Below are 16,730 nucleotides of genomic sequence, written 5' to 3'. Positions count from 1 at the left end.
GGCTGGGGATCGCCGCAGTGCACGCCGGGCACAAAGTGCGGTACTTCACCGCCGCCGACCTCGTGGAGACCCTGTATCGCGGACTGGCTGACAACACCGTCGGCAAAACCATCGACACCCTGCTACGCCAAGACCTGCTCATCCTCGACGAGATCGGATTCGCCCCGCTCGACGACACCGGCACCCAACTGCTGTTCCGGCTCGTCGCCGGCGCCTACGAACGCCGCTCCCTCGCGATCGCCAGTCACTGGCCCTTCGAACAATGGGGACGATTCCTGCCCGAACACACCACCGCCGCCAGCATCCTCGACCGGCTCCTACACCACGCCACCATCGTCATCACCGACGGCGATTCCTACCGCATGACACACCGAACGGAGGTACCACCCACCTAGAACATCCCGCACAGGGTGGGGACTTTTACCTGGCCACCAGCGGGGACATCAAACTGGCCGTTGACAGAGGCCCAGGGCTACCGCTCGTGCCAGAACATCCTCGCCCTGGGGAAGAGCGACAAACAACTCCTCGAGCGGGCTTGCGGGCAACTTGTCTCCGAACAGACCCGACGGGCGATCTCCTACACCGCGGTCAAGCAACGCCTGGCGGCGCTGCGGGCCCAGGCCGCCGCACGACCGACCACCGCGGCGGAACCAGCGACTGCTGCGTCGGTAGCGCCACCGGCGGGACAGCGCGACACCACCGGGGCGCATCTGGCCGGGCCCGAGCAGTTCAGCCTTTCTGCCTTGACCGGAGCCACCGGAGCCGACTTGACGGATGAGGGAGGGGCCAAGTGATCGATCGTCACCTCACCGACGCGGACATGCCGTTGTTCACGCAGCTGCGTATGACCGCGTTCGGGCAGACCGTCATCGAGCTGGCCAACGATCCCGCCTGCGACGAGTGGACCTTCTCCCAGAAGATCTTCCACGCGCTGGATAAGGAGATCACGGCCAGACAGGAACGTCGGACCCAGAAACTACTCAAGGCCTCCAGAACGCCAAACCCTGATGCCTGCGTAGAAGAGATCCGTTATCTGGCTGACCGCAACCTCAATCGGGAGCTAATCGCACGGCTTTCCAGCTGTCAATGGATCGAGTCGACCCGCAATCTTGTCGTGCTCGGTCAGTCCAGCGTGGGCAAGACCTATGTGGCTCTGGCACTGCTCAATGCCGCGTGCCGAAAGTACTACAGCGCGAGGTTCTTCCGGCTCGACGATCTGGCCAACCGGCTCGCCGTGTTGGAACCGACCTCGCAGCGGCGGTTGGATTTCCTGACGGATCTGCACAACTGTGACCTGCTGGTCCTGGATGACTTCCTGACGACGCCGGTGGCTGCGCACACCGCGGCCGAGTTGCTCAACATCCTGGCCGCTCGTGAAGGTCGAGGTTCGACTCTGGTGACCTCGCAGTTCGATCCGCCGGACTGGTACAAGTCGCTCCAGGACGCGGTCATCGCCGAATCGATCCTCAACCGGATCGTCGCCGGCGCCGAGATCATCGCCCTGGACGGGCCGAACATGCGCCGACATCTGGCGGACAGCCGATAGTTGGGCGCCGCGGTCGGGCAAGCTAGTATTCTCAATATGACTCGCTGATCACTGTGCATGTTCGAGGCTGATCCGAAGTCCACCACTTCGCGCAGCCTTTTTTATACCAGCGGCGGGACGGGTAGGTTATTCGTGCCGAAATTCGCGTGGAGAGCGACCAGTCCACCGCTTGAAGGCGTGAGAGAAGTTGGCGAGGTCGCTGTATCCGAGATCCGCAGCGATCTCACTCACCGACATCGATCGGTCGAGCAGCCGCAGCATCGCACGATCACGCAGGAATGATTCGCGCAACTCGCGAAAGGTGGTCCCCTCCTCGGACAGGCGCCGCTTGAGTGTGCTACGGGATATCGAGAGCTCGTGTGCGACCCAGTCGTTACTTCGTTTGCCGGGATCCTCCTCCAGGAGCCGTCGCACCTTCTCCGAGAAAGACGTGGTTCTGCTTCGCTGTTCGAGGGTTTGCTGCAGATCAACGATGGCGAGGCGATAGGCGACGGGATCGGAGAACCTACATACCTCGTTGAGGGTATCCGCGGGGACACGAAGGAATGACGTCGGAGCGTCGAAGTACAGGCGCCCAGCTAGGGCGTCCTCATGATTGGCCAGAAAGTTCGGCGCCGACCAGCTCAGATGGAGGGTGACGGTCGGCACATCGCCAGCGAGCATGTCAAGCAGGCGCAGGAGCGCCGACCCGCTGTACGCGACGACCAGGCAGTTCAGGGCCGGATCGCCTGTATGTGCGCTGAGCCCCACAGTAAGCCCCTCGTCTCTTGGGTGGAACTGTGGGCTGAGGGCCGTCGAGATCAAAGGCAGATAGGTGAGCAGCTCGACGATCTCGGCTACCGAACCTGCACTGACCAGAGGAAAGCTCAACGGGCCAAAGGACGTCAACTGAGCCTGCTCGGCGAACGCGAAGCCGAGCGTAGTTGCCTGGTCGACATCGAGTGCGGGGTACACCTCGCGAAACCACCGTATCGGGGCCTGGATGTTCCGCTGGATCAACGTCGTCTCGTCGATTCCTTCGCGAGCCATGATGTTGCGAAGCCGCGCGACAGCGTCTGAGTCGAGTGCTTGGCTCTCGAGCAATTGCGCGAACATGAGTGGAGGCACACCCTCCTCGTTGAGGTTCACCCTGGTCCCCTTTGAGCCGAATTCACAAGTTTCTGACTCTGCCGAACATAGCCGCCGCGCTCGTCTTCGACAACACTTTGACCAAGTTCACATTGAAGACGACGTATCCAGGAGTTGGCTATGGCAGTTGTCACCTTTGTCTCCCACGATGGCCAGAAGCACGAGGCGCCCATCGAGGAAGGGCAGTCGCTGATGCAGGTCGCGACCAACAACGCGGTGCCCGGCATCGACGGCGACTGCGGAGGCGAAGCCGCGTGCGGTACCTGTCATGTGATCGTCGATCCGCAATGGTCCGAGCAGGTCGGCCTCTCGGGTCCCGAGGAGGAGGAGATGCTCGCGATGAACCCCGAGCGCCAGCCGACCTCCCGGCTGTCCTGCCAGATGGCGGCGTCGGCGGCGTGGGACGGCTTGATCGTCGAACTACCCGAATTCCAGATGTGACGGCGAGAAACGGTTAAGACCTGATGAAGATTCCTGAAGCAATCACCGCCAAGGTTCAGTCGACCATCCCGATGGATCTGCAGATCCAGGGCGCGCATCTGTATGACAAGACCCGGCGATGGGTGACCGGGACGAACGGAGAGAAGCTCTTCGTCGAGAGTCCTATCCCGCCGGTCGAGGACGTCGAGCTCGCCGACATCGACCTCAGCAACCCTTTTCTCTATCGCCAGGGGCGCTGGCAGTCCTACTTCGAGCGCTTGCGCAACGAGGCGCCGGTCCACTACCAGCCCAACAGTGCGTTCGGTCCGTTCTGGTCTGTCACGCGGCATGCCGACATCGTGGCCGTGGACAAGAACCACGAGCTCTTCTCCGCCGAGCCGTTCATTGTCATCGGGGCCCCGCCTCGTTTCCTTGATATCGCGATGTTCATCGCGATGGATCCGCCACGCCACGACGCGCAGCGGGCCGCTGTCCAAGGCGTTGTTGCGCCGAAGAACCTGCGTGAGATGGAGGGGCTGATTCGATCGCGTGTGCAGGAGGTGCTGGACGACCTGCCCGTGGATCAGCCGTTCGACTGGGTGCAGAACGTCTCGATCGAGTTGACCGCTCGGATGCTTGCCACCCTTCTGGACTTCCCGTACGAGCAGCGTCGCAAGCTCGTCTACTGGTCAGATCTCGCGACGTCGCTGGAGCAAGCCAACGGCGGGCCCTCGGACAACGACGAGGTGTTCCCCGGCATGCGCGACATGGCGCGAGGTCTCAGCGCTCTCTGGCACGACAAGGCAGCGCGGATGGCTGCCGGGGAGGAACCCGGCTTCGATCTGATCACCATGTTGCAGAGCAACGAGAACACCAAGGACCTGATCGACCGCCCGATGGAATTCTTGGGCAACCTCGTGCTGCTGATCGTCGGAGGCAACGACACGACCCGCAACTCGATGAGCGGCGGTGTTCTTGCGCTGAACCGCTTCCCCGATCAGTTCGAGAAGCTGAAGGCAAACCCCGACCTGATCCCCAACATGGGCTCGGAGATCATCCGGTGGCAAACCCCGCTGGCTTATATGCGCCGGGTCGCCAAGGCCGACACCATTCTGAACGGGCAGTTCATCCGCAAGGGCGACAAAGTAGTGATGTGGTACGCCTCGGGCAACCGCGACGAGCGCGTGTTCGAACGGCCCGATGAGTTCATCATCGACCGGGCCAACGCCCGCAACCACATCTCCTTCGGCTTCGGCGTCCATCGTTGTATGGGCAACCGGCTGGCCGAGCTCCAGCTGCGGATCCTGTGGGAGGAGTTGCTTCCCCGTTTCGACAATATCGAGGTCGTCGGCGAGCCAGAGTACGTGCAGTCCAATTTCGTGAGGGGCATCAGCAAGATGATGGTCCGCCTCACCCCGAAATCCAGCGCATGACCTCGCAGCGGGCCCTCATCGTCGGGGCCGGCCATGCCGGGGCCCAACTCGCGGCCAGTCTGCGCCAGGAAGGGTGGACCGGTGAGATCGTCCTCATCGGCGAGGAGTCGGCGCTGCCCTATCAACGCCCGCCGCTGTCGAAGGGTTACCTGGCGGGGAAGAGCACGCTCGACGAACTCGCGATCCGCAGCGCCAAATTCTACACCGAGCAGGGGATCCAACTCCTGAATGCGAAGGTGGAGGCGATCGACCGCTCGGCTGGTCATCTCGTGTTGAGCACCGGCGACGCGCTGCCCTACGACAAGCTCGCGCTGTGCACTGGGGCCCGCCCTCGACGGCTTTCCATCCCGGGGGCCGACCTGGTCGGCGTCTACTACCTACGCACCGCTGCGGACGTCGAGATGATCCGAGAGGCCACCAGCCCCGGGTGTCGGGCTGTGATCATCGGCGGCGGCTACATCGGACTGGAGACGGCCGCCTCATTGCGTGCGCTCGGTCTGGAGGTCACTGTACTCGAGGCGACCGAGCGCGTCCTCGAACGGGTCACCGCCCCCGCTGTATCGGCGTTCTTCGACCGGATCCACCGGGAGGAGGGCGTGAACATCCGGACGGGCGCGCTGGTCGAAGCTCTATCAGGTGACGGCAGGGTCCGCGAGGTGTTCCTGTCCAGTGGCGAATCAATTCCCACCGACCTCGTCATTGTCGGTATCGGCGTTGAGCCGAACACCGAGCTCGCCGCCGCCGCGGGTCTGGTCGTCGACAACGGCGTCGTGATCGACGACCAGACCCGGACCAGCGACCCCGACATCGTGGCGGCTGGGGACTGCGCCAGCCATGACATGGCCCGTTACGGCCGTCGCATACGCCTGGAGTCCGTGCCGAGTGCGGGTGAGCAGGCCAAGGTGGCGGCCGCGACCGTCTGCGGCAAGTCCAAGATGATCGCGGCGCTTCCATGGTTCTGGTCGGATCAATACGATCTCAAGCTCCAGATCGCCGGTCTCAACACCGGGTACGACGAAGTCGTCCTCAGCGGCGACCCGACCCGGGACCGCGACTTCACCTGCTTCTACCTGCGTGCGGGCGAGCTCATCGCCGCCGACTGCATCAACCGGCCCCGTCACTTCATGTTCAGCAAGCGGGTCATCACGCAGCGACTCCCCATTGGCCGGACCGAACTGGTGCTCGCAGGCTCTGTCTGAGGTGATCGGTCCCTTGGCGGCGATGGTACGACAACAGCGAGTACGGGCCCACATTTCGGAAAGGAACGTCAGTGACGAACATCATCCAGCTCCCGCTGGCGAAGGGTCGTGAGCGGCTCTCGTCGGTATTCCTGGCACCATTGCCGAGTCGGGCCGACGCGACCCTGCTAGGGGTCAGCGACCAGTGGCCTGTTCGTGAGCTCGCCCCGCCCCCGGCGGGGTCGGGGCTCGAGCCCGTCCGAGGGACCGCGGGCATGCCTCTGCTCGGTCACACCCTGGACTACATCAGGTTCGGCTCCAACTTCACCCGGGCCAGGTACCAACGCTTCGGACCGGTCTGGTGGATGGGCGCCTTCGGCACGAGAATCGTGATGGTGGCGGGCGCGGATGCCACACAGGAGGCGCTGACGACCAAGGCGAAGTCGTTCTCCCAGGACGGGTGGACCTATCTCATCGATGCTTTCTTTCACCGGGGCCTGATGCTGATGAGCTTCGACGAGCACAGGATGCATCGGCGGATCATGCAGGAGGCGTTCACCCGCGACCGGCTCGCCGGCTACGTCGACCAGCTCGGCCCGACGCTGGAGACCAGCATCCGCAGGTGGACAGCGGGCCGGTCCACGCGCATCTACCCACTGTTGAAGGCCCTGACTCTCGACGTCGCAACGGAGGTCTTCATGGCAGGTCGGGGAGGGAGCGAGGACACTGACGCCATCAACGACGCCTTCGTGGCCACCGTGCGCGCAGCCAGCTCGATCATCCGTTTCCCGCTGCCGGGGACTCGGTGGCGCGCCGGAGTCCATGGGCGCACGCTCCTGGAGGACTACTTCACCCGGCATCTGCCGACGGCTCGAAGTGCCCAGGGAGACGACCTCTTTGCGGGGCTGTGCCATGCGCGCACGGCCGACGGTGAGGCGTTCACTGATGAGGACGTCGTCAACCACATGATCTTCTTGATGATGGCGGCCCACGATACCTCGACCATCACCACCACCGCTGCCGCCTACTTCCTCGCCAAGCACCCAGCCTGGCAGGAACGGGCTCGGGCCGAGTCCGACCGACTCGGTGAACGCCGCCCCGACATCGACGACCTGGACTCGATGGCGACTCTCGACCTGGTGATCAAGGAGACGCTGCGCCTCGTGGCGCCCGTGCCGATCGTGATGCGCAAGACGATCGAGAACGTGGAGATTGCCGGACGCCACATCCCGGCGGACACCCTGGTGGCCGTGGCTCCTGCGGTGAACCACTTCGACGAGTCGTGCTGGACCGAGCCCGACACCTTCGACCCCGACCGTTTCAGCGAGCCGCGCCATGAGGACCAGAATCACCGTTTCGGGTGGATCCCCTTCGGCGGAGGAGTGCACAAGTGCATTGGTCTGCACTTCGGCACCCTCGAGGTCAAGGCGATCCTGCACCACATGCTGCGCACTTACACCTGGTCGGTCCCCGACCAGTATGAAGTGAGATGGGACAACACCTCGCTCCCCATTCCTGTCGACGGGTTGCCGATCACCCTGGAGCGCAGATGAATCCGGCACCGGTGGCGTTCTTGGGGGCGACCGACTTCCTCGACATCGAGCACGAGTCCGTCCGGGCATTCACCGCCGCCGCGGTTGGGGATGCGAGCACCGACCGGGACAAGGCCAATCGCCTCTTCACCGCCGTCCGTGACCAGATCTGGTACGACCCCTACACGGTGTCGGACAATCCCGCCCACTATCGAGCCAGCTTCGTCCTCGAGTCCGGGCGCGCCTATTGCGTCCCGAAGGCGGTGCTCTTGACCGCGGTGTGCCGAGCGGCAGGGATTCCGGCGCTGCTGGGTTTCGCTGACGTCCGCAATCACCTGCAGACCGAAGCGCTGCGAGCGCTCATGGGCGGCACAGACCTGTTCGTCTATCACGGCTACAGCCGTCTCTACATCGACGGCCGGTGGTTGAAGGCGACGCCTGCGTTCAACACCGAGTTGTGTGCGCGTTTCGGTGTGCCGCCGGTGGATTTCGACGGTGATCGCGACGCACTCCTGCACGCCTTCACCGCCGACGGAGCCCAGCATATGGAGTACGTCCGCGAGCGCGGCATCTTCGACGATCTGCCTTTGAACGCGATCCTGACCGAGCTTCGGCATACCTATGGACCGTTGATGTTCAAGCGCGCTGACGTGATCGCTGACGCTTTCACCGACACACCCACCAGCCGCACCCAGCCCGACGGGATCTCCGGTGGGTTCCACTCACCCCTGGAGGACCGATGAGCACGGCGACCGCAGCGGACGCCTTGGACGTGTGCAACCCAGCCGATGGCCGGCTGATCGCAACCGTCCCTGTGGATGATCGCGAGACCGTGAACGGTGTCGCGGCTGACCTCCGCTGCGCCCAGGTCGGGTGGGTCGAGGCTGGCCCGCGGCAACGCGCCAGATGGTTGCATCGCTGGCGGGACTGGATCCTGGCTCACACCGACGAGCTCACCGATCTGCTGCAAGCCGAAACGGGCAAGGTGCGCCCAGATGCCCTCGTGGAGACGACCGCGTCGTGCGAATTCATCACCTACTACGCTGACAACGCCGAGAGGTTTCTCGCTGGCGAGCAGGTCAGGTCCTCGAGTCTGTTGAGTCTGCCGAAGCGGCTGTCCAAGACCTACCACCCATATCCGGTTGTCGGGCTCATCACGCCCTGGAACTTCCCGATCACCCTCTTCCTCATGGATGCAGCGCCCGCGTTGGCTGCCGGATGCGCGGTCCTGACGAAGTCCTCGGAGGAGACGCCACTGACGTGTGCGCGGGTCGTCGAGGGCTGGCACGAGATCGGCGCCCCTCCGGTCTTGGCCCATGTTGTGGGTGCCGGCGAAGCGGGTGCGTCGGTGGTGGACGCCGCTGACTTCGTGCAGTTCACCGGCTCGACAGCCACCGGGCGTGCGGTCGCGATCCGCTGCGCCGAGCACCTGAAGCCGGTGAGCCTGGAGCTGGGCGGTAAGGATCCGGCGATAGTGCTGGAGGACGCCGACCTTGCTCGTGCGGTGGAGGGGATCGCGTGGGGCGGTCTGTTCAACGCAGGGCAGGTCTGCATCTCCGTCGAGCGGGTATACGTGGTAGCTGAGATCTACGACGAGTTCGTGGCCCGGCTGACGCAGAGGGTGCGCTCCCTGGCCCAGGGTGCGGCGACAGGTGACGACGTGGGTGCGATGGTCACTGCGAGGCAGGTCGAGATCGCCGATCGCCACGTCAGCCAGGCGGTGGCGGCGGGTGCGCGGGTCCTGGCCGGCGGAACCCGGAGTGCGGTCGGGAACTACTACGCTCCGACCGTCCTGGTCGGTGTCGACCACACGATGGCTTGCATGACCGAGGAGACCTTCGGCCCCACGATCCCGGTGATGCTGGTCGCGGATGAAGACGAGGCCATCCGTCTGGCCAACGACTCGGCGTACGGCCTGTCTGCGACGGTGTGGACCCGCGACCACGCTCGGGCACAGCGCATTGCGAAACGCCTGGACGCGGGTGCGGTCAACATCAACGACGTCTTCAGCAACCTCTTCGCCACCACACTGCCGCACAGTGGATGGAAGGCATCGGGTATCGGTGCGCGGCTCGGCGGTGCCTACGGGCTGCACAAGTACTGCCGGGTCCAGGCGGTGACCGAGCCGCGGATTCCTGTCCCGGCACGAGAACTCACGTGGTACCCGTACACCTCCCGGCGTGCGGCCATCGCCGAAAGAGTATTGCGCGCGGCAGCCGGCCGCGGCCTGTGGCAACGCCTCGGCCTGAACAAGGAGAACAGCAAGTGACGACGCACATCCCCCACACTGCCGCCAAGACTGTGGCGATCACCGGCGGAGCCCGCGGCATCGGCTACCAGACCGCGAAGGAGCTGATCCGACGAGGCCACCGCGTCGCCATCGGCGACGTCGACGAGGCACGTGCCAAAGAGGCCGCCGTCGAGCTCGGGGTGAAGGTCGTCACCCGCCTCGATGTCACCGATCCCGACTCGTTCCGCGAATTTCTCGACCTGGTCGAGGGGGGCCTCGGCCCCCTCGACGTGCTGATCAACAACGCGGGCATCATGCCCACCGGGCACGCCCACGAGGAAGCCGACGCGGTGACCCGGCGGCAGGTCGAGATCAACGTCCTGGGAGTCATCTTCGGGACCAAACTCGCCCTCCAACGGATGCTGCCGCGGCGTGCCGGGCACATCATCAACACCGCATCACTGGCCGGTGAGCTCGCCGTACCCGGTCTGGCGACCTATTGCGGCACCAAGTTCGCGGTCATCGGGTTCACTGAGGCAGCACGACAGGAATACCGCAAGTCCGGGGTCCAGCTGTCCACGGTCCGGCCTACGTTCACCAACACCGAGCTCGTCGCTGGGACGGCTGGGGCCAAGGGACTGCGCAACGCCGAGCCCGAGGAGATCGCTCGAGCGACAGCCGATCTGATCGAGAATCCGCGTTCTTTCGTGCGTGTCACCCGCCTCGCCGGCGGCATGGTCGCCGCGATGAAGTTCGTCCCCGGTCGGTTGGCTACCTGGCTCGGATCGGCCCTGGGCACGGACTCGGTGTTCCTCGACGACGTCGACATGAGGATACGCCAGGCCTACCTGGACAGAATCCGGAGCAACTGATCCAGTCTTCGAACCCCGTCGTGCGCCGATCCACCGAAGAGGAACTCCTATGCCCCGCAGAACCCTGATCAAGGACTACCCGCATCGGATGGCGGGGCATTGCGGCTCTGGCGCGATGCGCGATCTTCTGCACTGGCATGGTCTGGGGTGGGATGGACCGCCCGACGAAGGTCTGGTGTTCGCGCTCGGTGGCGCGGTGGGGCTATCCTACCTCCGGTCGAGCGACCTCGTCCCACCGCTGTACCTGGTGGGACGAGGTGCCGACTTCGAAGTCGATCTACCCCGCCGACTCGGCGGACAGGTCCACGTTCTCACGACCGACGATCCTCGCGAGGGATGGTCATGGGTTCTCGACGAGATCGAAGCAGGCAGACCCAGTCTGGTGTGGGGCGACATCGGTGAGTTGCCGTACCTGCGGGTCCAGTTGCGGATGAGTCGCCACGATATCGTCGTGATCGGTCACGACGAGGCCGAGGGGATCGCTTTTGTCGTGGACAATGACCGCGCCGAGGTGCAGGAGGTCCCGCTCGATGCGCTGGCTCGGGCGCGGTCCTCGAAGTCTTTCCCGGAACCGACGCGCCACTGCACCTACCGCATCATCTGGCCGGACGCGCTGCCAGACGTGGCGGAAGTAGCGGCAGAGGCATTTCGCCAGTCCGCGGCCAGTATGCGCCGCCCGTCGCAGCCCGGGATCGTCGATCTCACGACAGCGGCGGCCGGGGCCGAGGGCCTAGCTGCGGTCGTACAGCTGGCGGCCGACGTTCGGACCTGGGCCGATCTTCCGATAGACGACCTCGAGATCCTCCTGTTCAGCCTGAGCGCTTTTATCGAGAAGGCAGGTACCGGCGGCGGGCTGTTCCGCCGATTGCTCGCCGATGGCTGCGCGGATGTCGCACGCCTGACCGGCGACTTCGCCACCGCTCAACTCGCCGTCTCCGCCAGCCGTTGTGCGCAGGCATGGACCGAGACTGCACGTGCCGGTATCCGGCGCGACGTTGATGTGCGAGCGCGCGCGGCCGGGATGTCTTTGGCGGCTAGCCGGCTGCCAGAGCTGGAGTTGGACCTGGTCGAGTCCCTGGAGTCTGCTTCAAGCTCGCTTATGGCTGCAGATCGCTGACAGCCCCACTTTTCCCCGGACGCTCGGTCTCCGGATCGCTGTGTTCGAAGGCAACTCTCTCAACAAGGAATGCTATGCAGAGCACGATGATGAACGTCCCGTTGACAACTGCGGCGATTCTGCGCCACGGCTCGAGTGTGCATGGCTCGGCAACCGTGCGGACCTTGCAGCCCGACGGGAGCGTGAAGGTCGCCTCGTTCGCCGAGATCGGACGGCGGTCCGCCCAGTTGGCCAACGCGTTGCGCGGTTGCGGGATCACAGGCGATGAGCGCGTCGCAACCTTTATGTGGAACAACCAGGAACATGTGGAAGCCTACTGTGCGGTGCCCTCGATGGGCGCGGTACTGCACACTCTCAATCTACGCCTCGCCTCAGATCAACTCGTCTACATAGGCAACCACGCCGAGGACCGGGTCGTGATTCTCGACGGAAGCCTGGTCCCGCTGCTGGCCCCCGTGCTGCCGCACATCACCAGTGTGCACACCGTCGTCGTGACCGGGGGGGGTGGACCTCACCCCGCTGCACCGTGACGGGCTCACAGTCGTGGGTTACGAGGAGTTCATCTCCGCTCAGCCCGAGACGTTCGACTGGCCTGACCTCGATGAGCAGTCAGCAGCCGCCATGTGTTACACCTCCGGTACCACCGGGACCCCCAAAGGCGTCGCCTACAGCCACCGGTCGACCTACCTGCATTCGATGGCGGCCTGCGCCGCCGACGGACTGCGAGTCGGCTGCGATGACCGGATCCTCGCTATTGTGCCGATGTTCCATGCCAACGCCTGGGGACTGGTCTATGCCGCCCTCATGGCAGGTGCCGACCTTCTCATGCCTGACCGGTTCCTGCAGGCCGAGCCGCTGGTACGGCTCATCGATGCCCAGAAGCCAACCGTCGCAGGCGCGGTCCCGACGATCTGGAACGACGTGCTGAACTTCGTGGAGGCCAACCCCAGCTACGACATCTCCTCTCTCGGCCTGGTTGCCTGCGGTGGCTCCGCCGTGCCCGTTCACCTGATGGAGATCTTCGAGGAGAAGTACGGCGTACAGGTTGTCCAGGCGTGGGGAATGACCGAGACCTCGCCGCTGGCCACCGTCGCGCGTCCGCCGGCATCGCTCGACACGCAGGAGCGGTGGCGCCTGCGAGCCACTCAAGGCCGTCCGGTTCCAGGTGTGGAATTGAGGATCGTCGGCGACGCGGGCAATGAGCTCCCGCACGACGGCGAAGCCGTCGGCGAGCTGCAGGTGCGCGGACCTTGGATCACCGGCTCGTACATCGGCGAAGAGGATGACGGGGAGAAGTTTCAGGACGGTTGGTTGCGCACCGGCGACGTCGGTCGGATCGATGAACGCAGTTTCGTCACGCTGACCGACCGCACAAAGGACGTGATCAAGTCTGGCGGGGAGTGGATCTCCTCGGTCGAGCTCGAACTGCTGCTCGCCGGACACCCCGATGTGCTCGAGGCATCTGTGATCGGGGTGCCGGACGAGAAGTGGCAGGAACGTCCCCTCGCGGTGATCGTCGTACGTGACGGGCGCGAGCCCACACCTGCCCATCTGCGTGACTTCCTCGTTGGCAAGGTCGCCAAATGGTGGCTGCCCGAGCGTTGGTGCTTCGTCTCCGAGGTGCCCAAGACCTCGGTCGGCAAGTTCGACAAGAAGCGCCTGCGCTCCCTGCATGCCGAAGGAGAGCTTGCCGTCGTCGAAATCTAGGAATCCTCTCTAGATCATCGAGCACGGGTCCCTGCTCACATCGTGGGGTTAGGATCCGCGGCGGACAGTCCGACTTCGAGTACCTTGCCCGGCCTTAGTGGTCACGCCTCTCTTCAGTCACGCCGCGAACGCAGACCGGGTGGTGCGACATACCCCACGCTGAGTCAGCCGAGAACCTCGCAGGCCAAACCTCGACTGCCGCGCGATCGCGGCCACTTGGCGGCCCTGGATACTTCCTGCTGGTACCTGCGAAAATTCCCACCTGCAGTGCTGGCGGCGGTCCGGTTCGACCATCGCAAGGTGTGGGCGATGTGCCGTTGCGACGGGCACCCGGTGTCGCAGGCGACCGTGCTGCGGTGCCTGCGAGACGAGGGTCTGCTGCCGCCAGCCGCAAGGCTGCGTTCGCCGCCGAGCCCACCGGCCCGAATCAGGTGTAGCGTTTGGACTTCAGTGAGTTCGAGACCACCGCTGGCGGGACGTGGCGTATCGCGGATTGCCGGGACTACTGGAGCAAATACGAGCATCCCTGGCATGTGTCGCCGACGGCGAACCAGCACGAACGCGATCACCGCGATCGAGCGCGCTTTGGCCGACTACGAGCAGTCGTACGACCACCCGCTGGCCGAAACGTGCCCACGCGAGCCCGGCCGTGGTCTCGAGCCCGCGGCGACGATCGTGACCTACAACGGCGGCCCGTTCCGGTCGTTCCGCTTCGAGGCGTTCGTCACCGCACACCCCGAACTGCGCCACGTCGGTACCCGAGTCAGGTCGCCGGGCCAGAACGGCTCGCGCGAACGCGGTTTCGGGTCGCTGAAGTACGAGCGACTGTTCCTCGAGGAGATCGATGACGTCTTGGCCGTGGTGAAGCACGCTGACGCCTACCGGGTCGAGCACAACACCGTCCGGCCGCACGAAGCCATCGCTTGGAACCGGCCGATCCAGATCCACCCTGGCCTGGTCGGCCCTCGGATCCCCAACTTTCCCCGAGACCGAAAACCTGCCAACTACTTGACACGGGACACGACGACGCAGCAGCGGCCTCGTCCAGGAGTGTTCGATCAACGGCTCTGGTATCCCTCACACCCGAATTGAGCCAGAGCCGTTGACCCGACCTCCGTACGTGCGGGCTTTTGTCGGTTTTACTTGCGGGTGTTGTGGTTGTGGTGGGCGGTGAGGAAATCGTCGACCAGGCGTGCGCAGTCGTGGTGGTCGATGCTGTGCAGCCCGGTGAGGCGAGCGAAGACGATCGGGCCCAGCAGCTGGATGATGACGAAGGTGGTGTCGAGGTCGCCGAGGTGGGCGCGGGCCTCAGGGCTGGTGAGGATGTGGTCGAACGGTTCGCGGTAGCGGCGGATGACCTGGGCGCGCAGGGAGGTGACCGCGCCCGAGTCAGGGGGTGCGCCGGGGTCGGGGGTAATGGATCCCATGGCCAGCCAGGACAGGGTGGTCAGCTGGAGGGGAGCGTTCTCGATCAGGTCGGCTTGGGCGGTGAGCAACGCGATCAACTGCTCGCGCACGGGCCCGTCGTCGGGTGGGGTGTCCACGCGTGGGAGTAGGCGTTCGAAGGTGGCCGCGAGCAGGTGGGTGCTGCTGCCGAAGTGCCGGTAGAGGGTGGTGCGCGCGACTTTCGAGGTGCGGGTGACCGCGTCGATGGTGACCGCGTCGATACCGCCGGTGGCCAGCAGATGGGTGGCCGCGTCGAGCAACCGTGCCCGCGAGCGCGCCAACCGCGGATCGGCCTGATCGAGATCCGCGTCCTGCTCGCCGGTGGCGGAGTGGGGCGCGGCGGGTCCGGTGCGGGTGTCGGCCTGGTCGCGGGTGGTCATGGTCGGGAAGACCTCCAAGGAAACGGGCGGCGGTGAATGTGTCCGATTTCGACTCTATCGCAACCACTCTCGCCTGTGATACTCATGGTAGCGAAGCGATACCGATGGTTTCGTCGGGTGGGAGGTGCCGGTGAACGCACCGGAAACGACTGACGGTCACAGTGTGCTGGCGCGGGCCGAATGGTGGATGCTGACGGTGTCGTGCCTGGCGGTGGCGCTGGTCGTCGCGGCGATGGCTGCACTGTATTCGGCGTTGCCGCTGATCGCGGTCGCGACCGGGGCGACCCAATCGCAGCTGACCTGGATCGTCGACGGCTACACCCTGATCCTGGCGTGCCTGGTCCTGCCCGCCGGCGCGGTGGGTGACCGCTACGGGCGCCGCGTCGTGCTGATCGCGGGCCTGGCGGTGTTCTCCGTGGCCTCGGCGCTGCCGCTGCTCATGTCGGGGCCGGTGTGGCTGATCGCGGCCCGCGCGGCGGCGGGCGCGGGCGCGGCACTGGTGATGCCCTCGACCCTGTCGATCCTGACCGCGGGGCTGCCCGAAGCGCATCGCGGGCGCGCGGTCGGGGTGTGGGCTGGGGTCGCCGGGTCCGGTGCGGTGCTCGGGATCCTCGGCTCGGGACTGCTGCTGGCGCGGTGGTCGTGGGAATCGGTGTTCGTGGGACTGACCGTGGCCGGGGTGGTGCTGGCCGCGCTGGCGTGCACCATCGCCGAATCCCGCGAGCGGGAACACCCGCCGGTGGACTGGGTGGGCGCGGTGGCGGTGGCGATCGCGATCGCGGCGATCGTGTTCGCCTGCGTCGAGATCCCCGCGCGCGGCTGGCTCGACCCGCTCGTGACCCCCACCCTCGCGCTCGGTGTCGCCGCGGCGGTGGTGTTCGTGATCATGGAGTTGCGGGTCGCCGCGCCGCTGCTGGATGTGCGGTTGTTCGCCCGGCGGGGGTTCGGGGCCGGGTCACTGTCGGTGACCATCCAGTTCCTGGTCACCTTCGGGGTGTTCCTGCTGCTGGTGCAATACCTGCAATTGATCCTCGGGTACGGGCCGCTCGGTTCGGCGCTGGGCCTGGTGCCGATGGCGGTGCCGCTGGTGGCGATCTCGGTGATCGCGCCGTGGCTGTCGAGCCGGGTCGGGCTGCGGGCGATGACCGTCACCGGGCTGCTCGCCATCGCGACCGGACTCTTCCTGGTGAGCCGGTTGACCCTGGCCGCCGACTACCCAGACCTGTTGTGGCCGTTGCTGATCCTGAGCGCCGGGCTGGGATTGTGCACCGCCCCGGCCACCTACGCCATCGTCGCCGACACCCCCGTGGCCAAACACGGTGTCGCCGCCGCCGTCAACGACGCCGCCCGCGAGATCGGCGCGGCCATCGGAATCGCCGTATCCGGCAGCGTGCTCGCCGCCGGATACACCCACCACATCCAACCCGCCCTGCCCCAGCTGCCCGAACCCGCTCGCGGCCCGGTCGCCGACTCCCTCGCCGCCGCCCTGCAGGTCGCCGACCGCGCCGGACCCGCCGCCCAGCCACTGGCCGAATTCGCCAAGACCGCGTTCGTACACGGCAGCACCCAGGCCGCGCTCGCGCTGGCGGCCATCACCGCGGCCGGAGCACTCGCGCTGGCCATCCTCGCCCCCGGACGCACACCCCGGCCCACCCCCACCACGACCTGAAGCGCCCTGGGTTCCGTTCCGTGGTTACACGGTCGCGGGCGCGGTCGTCGTGGTGTGAGTGTAGGTCGCTCC

Annotated in this window: 14 protein-coding genes and 1 pseudogene; 13 read left to right on the top strand and 2 right to left on the bottom strand. The window is 65.6% G+C overall.

Annotated features, from left to right (window positions below; translation table 11 throughout):
- On the top strand, positions 1 to 395 hold a 395-nt coding region (locus GM1_RS20260), incomplete at its 5' end, for an ATP-binding protein (protein WP_008382044.1).
- A 395-nt stretch (positions 396 to 790) separates the two neighbouring features.
- Positions 791 to 1,546, top strand: a complete 756-nt coding sequence (locus tag GM1_RS20250) for an ATP-binding protein (RefSeq protein WP_003937311.1) — start codon at positions 791 to 793, stop codon at positions 1,544 to 1,546.
- Positions 1,547 to 1,672: 126 nt separating this feature from the next.
- Here GM1_RS20250 and GM1_RS20245 read toward each other — a convergent pair whose 3' ends face one another.
- The gene (locus GM1_RS20245) at positions 1,673 to 2,674 is read right to left on the bottom strand and encodes a helix-turn-helix domain-containing protein (RefSeq protein ID WP_008382041.1); all 1,002 of its coding nucleotides are present in this window, start codon (positions 2,672 to 2,674) and stop codon (positions 1,673 to 1,675) included.
- Positions 2,675 to 2,794: 120 nt separating this feature from the next.
- Here GM1_RS20245 and GM1_RS20240 point away from each other — a divergent pair, with 120 nt between their 5' ends.
- From GM1_RS20240 to GM1_RS20190, 10 genes and pseudogenes are all read left to right on the top strand, one after another.
- A complete protein-coding gene (locus tag GM1_RS20240; RefSeq protein ID WP_003937313.1) occupies positions 2,795 to 3,115 on the top strand; it encodes a 2Fe-2S iron-sulfur cluster-binding protein in 321 nt (106 codons plus the stop codon).
- A gap of 23 nt (positions 3,116 to 3,138) precedes the next feature.
- Positions 3,139 to 4,527, top strand: a complete 1,389-nt coding sequence (locus GM1_RS20235) for a cytochrome P450 (protein ID WP_003937314.1) — start codon at positions 3,139 to 3,141, stop codon at positions 4,525 to 4,527.
- Entirely contained in the window at positions 4,524 to 5,726 is a 1,203-nt protein-coding gene (locus GM1_RS20230) for an NAD(P)/FAD-dependent oxidoreductase (RefSeq protein ID WP_003937315.1), read from the top strand. Before GM1_RS20235 ends, GM1_RS20230 begins: the two co-directional genes overlap by 4 nt.
- Before the next feature lie 71 nt (positions 5,727 to 5,797).
- The gene (locus GM1_RS20225) at positions 5,798 to 7,258 is read left to right on the top strand and encodes a cytochrome P450 (protein WP_003937316.1); all 1,461 of its coding nucleotides are present in this window, start codon (positions 5,798 to 5,800) and stop codon (positions 7,256 to 7,258) included.
- A complete protein-coding gene (locus GM1_RS20220) occupies positions 7,255 to 7,980 on the top strand; it encodes a transglutaminase-like domain-containing protein (RefSeq protein WP_003937317.1) in 726 nt (241 codons plus the stop codon). The genes GM1_RS20225 and GM1_RS20220 overlap by 4 nt, the downstream gene beginning before the upstream one ends.
- Positions 7,977 to 9,506, top strand: coding sequence for an aldehyde dehydrogenase family protein (locus tag GM1_RS20215; protein WP_008382035.1), 1,530 nt, complete (start codon positions 7,977 to 7,979; stop codon positions 9,504 to 9,506). The genes GM1_RS20220 and GM1_RS20215 overlap by 4 nt, the downstream gene beginning before the upstream one ends.
- The gene (locus tag GM1_RS20210; RefSeq protein WP_003937319.1) at positions 9,503 to 10,339 is read left to right on the top strand and encodes an SDR family oxidoreductase; all 837 of its coding nucleotides are present in this window, start codon (positions 9,503 to 9,505) and stop codon (positions 10,337 to 10,339) included. Before GM1_RS20215 ends, GM1_RS20210 begins: the two co-directional genes overlap by 4 nt.
- 49 nt (positions 10,340 to 10,388) lie before the next feature.
- Positions 10,389 to 11,456 carry a BtrH N-terminal domain-containing protein gene (locus GM1_RS20205; RefSeq protein ID WP_003937320.1) on the top strand — a complete coding sequence of 356 codons (1,068 nt, stop codon included), beginning with the start codon at positions 10,389 to 10,391 and terminating at the stop codon, positions 11,454 to 11,456.
- 74 nt (positions 11,457 to 11,530) lie between these two features.
- A pseudogene (locus tag GM1_RS20195) lies at positions 11,531 to 13,163 on the top strand (long-chain fatty acid--CoA ligase).
- Positions 13,164 to 13,694: 531 nt separating this feature from the next.
- Complete coding sequence (locus GM1_RS20190) at positions 13,695 to 14,255, top strand: integrase core domain-containing protein (protein ID WP_003937322.1); 561 nt, start codon at positions 13,695 to 13,697, stop codon at positions 14,253 to 14,255.
- A gap of 47 nt (positions 14,256 to 14,302) precedes the next feature.
- On the opposite strand, the gene GM1_RS20185 is transcribed toward GM1_RS20190, so the two are convergent.
- On the bottom strand, positions 14,303 to 14,989 hold the full coding sequence (locus tag GM1_RS20185; protein WP_008382024.1) for a TetR/AcrR family transcriptional regulator: 687 nt from the start codon (positions 14,987 to 14,989) through the stop codon (positions 14,303 to 14,305).
- Positions 14,990 to 15,176: 187 nt separating this feature from the next.
- On the opposite strand from GM1_RS20185, the gene GM1_RS20180 reads away from it, so the two are divergent.
- Positions 15,177 to 16,658: an MFS transporter gene (locus tag GM1_RS20180; protein WP_050792883.1), complete on the top strand. Its 1,482-nt coding sequence runs from the start codon at positions 15,177 to 15,179 to the stop codon at positions 16,656 to 16,658.
- Positions 16,659 to 16,730 lie beyond the last annotated feature (72 nt).

Origin of the sequence: Gordonia malaquae NBRC 108250, assembly GCF_000344135.1 — a bacterium.
Classification (GTDB): domain Bacteria; phylum Actinomycetota; class Actinomycetes; order Mycobacteriales; family Mycobacteriaceae; genus Gordonia; species Gordonia malaquae.
This window is presented reverse-complemented; position numbering and strand designations above follow the sequence as displayed.

Coding starts and splice junctions, on each gene's coding strand:
- GM1_RS20235 (WP_003937314.1), top strand. CDS start 3,139: ATGAAGATTCCTGAAGCAATCACCGCCAAGGTTCAGTCGACCATCCCG.
- GM1_RS20240 (WP_003937313.1), top strand. CDS start 2,795: ATGGCAGTTGTCACCTTTGTCTCCCACGATGGCCAGAAGCACGAGGCG.
- GM1_RS20230 (WP_003937315.1), top strand. CDS start 4,524: ATGACCTCGCAGCGGGCCCTCATCGTCGGGGCCGGCCATGCCGGGGCC.
- GM1_RS20180 (WP_050792883.1), top strand. CDS start 15,177: ATGCTGACGGTGTCGTGCCTGGCGGTGGCGCTGGTCGTCGCGGCGATG.
- GM1_RS20190 (WP_003937322.1), top strand. CDS start 13,695: ATGTGTCGCCGACGGCGAACCAGCACGAACGCGATCACCGCGATCGAG.
- GM1_RS20215 (WP_008382035.1), top strand. CDS start 7,977: ATGAGCACGGCGACCGCAGCGGACGCCTTGGACGTGTGCAACCCAGCC.
- GM1_RS20205 (WP_003937320.1), top strand. CDS start 10,389: ATGCCCCGCAGAACCCTGATCAAGGACTACCCGCATCGGATGGCGGGG.
- GM1_RS20185 (WP_008382024.1), bottom strand. CDS start 14,989: ATGACCACCCGCGACCAGGCCGACACCCGCACCGGACCCGCCGCGCCC.
- GM1_RS20220 (WP_003937317.1), top strand. CDS start 7,255: ATGAATCCGGCACCGGTGGCGTTCTTGGGGGCGACCGACTTCCTCGAC.